At 73.3% G+C, this 1,815-nt stretch carries 3 protein-coding genes and 1 pseudogene; 1 reads left to right on the top strand and 3 read right to left on the bottom strand.

What is annotated here, in order from left to right; genetic code table 11:
* Window positions 1–226 (bottom strand): annotated as a pseudogene (locus ACFRMQ_RS40525) (winged helix-turn-helix domain-containing protein); the annotation flags it as partial.
* On the opposite strand from ACFRMQ_RS40525, the gene ACFRMQ_RS40520 reads away from it, so the two are divergent.
* On the top strand, window positions 207–572 hold the full coding sequence (locus ACFRMQ_RS40520; protein ID WP_380735929.1) for a LytR C-terminal domain-containing protein: 366 nt from the start codon (window positions 207–209) through the stop codon (window positions 570–572). The pseudogene ACFRMQ_RS40525 and the gene ACFRMQ_RS40520 sit on opposite strands and share 20 nt — an antisense overlap.
* A 177-nt stretch (window positions 573–749) precedes the next feature.
* Here ACFRMQ_RS40520 and ACFRMQ_RS40515 read toward each other — a convergent pair whose 3' ends face one another.
* Entirely contained in the window at window positions 750–1,409 is a 660-nt protein-coding gene (locus tag ACFRMQ_RS40515) for a zinc ribbon domain-containing protein (protein ID WP_380735928.1), read from the bottom strand.
* Window positions 1,410–1,503: 94 nt separating this feature from the next.
* Window positions 1,504–1,767 (bottom strand): hypothetical protein, encoded by a 264-nt coding sequence (locus ACFRMQ_RS40510; protein WP_380735927.1) that lies wholly within the window; start codon window positions 1,765–1,767, stop codon window positions 1,504–1,506.
* Between the last annotated feature and the right edge of the window lie 48 nt (window positions 1,768–1,815).

The raw sequence follows: 1,815 nt of genomic DNA, 5'->3' as shown, positions 1-1,815 counted from the left end.
GCACATAGCCGATGCCGCGCACGGTGTGGATGAGCTTGGGCGCCCCGTCCGCACCCGAGTCCACCTTGCGGCGCACGTACGAGATGTACGACTCGACGATGCTGAGGTCCCCGCCGAAGTCGTACGCCCACACGTGGTCGAGGATCTGCGGCTTGGACACGACCCGGTCGGCGTTGGCCATCAGATAGGCGAGCAGCTTGAACTCGGTGGGGGAGAGCGAGACCGGGCTCGGCGGCCGGGCCGCGGAGACCGTCAAGGGCGCCGGCTACACCGTCAGCAGCGTCGGCAACGCGGCCGGCAAGCCGCGCGGCACCACCGTCGTCGAGTACGGCACGGGCGAGCGCACCGCCGCCGAGGCGGTCGCCAAACTGTTCCCCGGCGCGACCGTGCAGCCCGGCGGGCGGGGCGTCAGCGTCGTCCTCGGCCACGACTTCGCCGCCGCCAACCCGGCGACCGCCACCACACCGGCACCCGGCGGGGCCGCCACCACACCCGCCCCGCTGCCCAGCAGCATCAGCGGCGCCGCCCGCTCGGCCGACGACGACCCCTGCGCCAACCTCTCCTACGGCTGAGCGAGGGCGCCCCGCCCGCGACGGCGGGCGCGGCCGGTCCGCCGCTCCGGGCACGCCCCGCCGTCCGCGCTCCGACGCCCTGACGCCCGGACGCCCGGACGCCCGAAGTTTCGAAAGTCCGGGTGTCCGAACGTCCGGGGGGAGGTCAGATCCCCGGCGACCGCGCCCGCCGGGAGGTCAGCGCCGCGTCCCGCAGGACGGACAGAACGCGGCGCCGTCCGGCACGTCCTTGTGACAACTCGCGCACTGGACGGCCTGCGCCAGCCGGAAGCCGCAGCCAGGGCAGAACGCCGTGCCGTGCGTCTCGGTGTGGCACTGCGGGCAGACCAGCTGGCGCGGCGCGTTGACGTCGAACTCGGCGCCGGACTGCTGACCGGCCTTGAACGCGCGTTCGGTGACCGCGTCGTTGACGCCGCGGTGCCGCGCCGCCTGGGCCTCGGCCGCGGTGTCCGGAGCGCAGTTGTGGCACAGGCCCTGAGCGGGGTCGAAGCAGCGGCCGCAGACGTAGTCGGTGCACCTGGCACAGCGGTTGAAGTGCGACTGGGCGTTGGTGATGGCCCGCTGGAAGGCGGCGTCCCGCGAGGTGCCCCAGGTCTGACCGGCCAGCCCGTCGGCGGCGTTGCTGATGGTGTTGGCGTTGCCGCCGATGAGGTTCCAGGCCGCGCTGACGCCCTTGCCTATCCACCCGGCCATCTGACCGGTCCGGAACGGTTCGAACGTCGAACGCCAGGTGTCCGAGCAGCGATAGCAGTAGAACTCGAACTGGAATCCCGCGCCGGTGCCGTACTGCTCGCACAGATCGCGGTGGTTGTTGCTGAAGTTGATCTCCGAAGTCACGTCGTCCCCGGTCGGTAAGTGGCCTGCCAGCGGTCGCTCCCAGGGACGATAGGGCCCGCCGAACGGTTCCGCCAAGAACTTTCCCGAGGCCCGCTCAGAGCCCGGAGAGCGGCAGCAACAGCACCCGGGCGGGGTCGAACCGCTGCCAGCCGGCGGGCTGTCCGCTGCGGCCGATCCGCAGCCGGCACCAGCGCTGCCCGGCGGCGTCCTGCCACCAGGCGCTGATCCGGCCGAGCGCCCAGGTGCCGTCCCCGAGGTCGACCTCGACCGGCTGGTACACCCACCGGACGTCCCGGTCCGCCGGTTCCGCCCCCGCCGGGCCTCCGGTGCCCCCGGGACCGCACTGACTCTCCATCACGGCTCCGCCTCCCGACCAGGACCCGGCTGCCCGGCCACCCGCTCGGGG

Source organism: Kitasatospora sp. NPDC056783, assembly GCF_042789895.1.
Classification (GTDB): domain Bacteria; phylum Actinomycetota; class Actinomycetes; order Streptomycetales; family Streptomycetaceae; genus Kitasatospora.
This window is presented reverse-complemented; position numbering and strand designations above follow the sequence as displayed.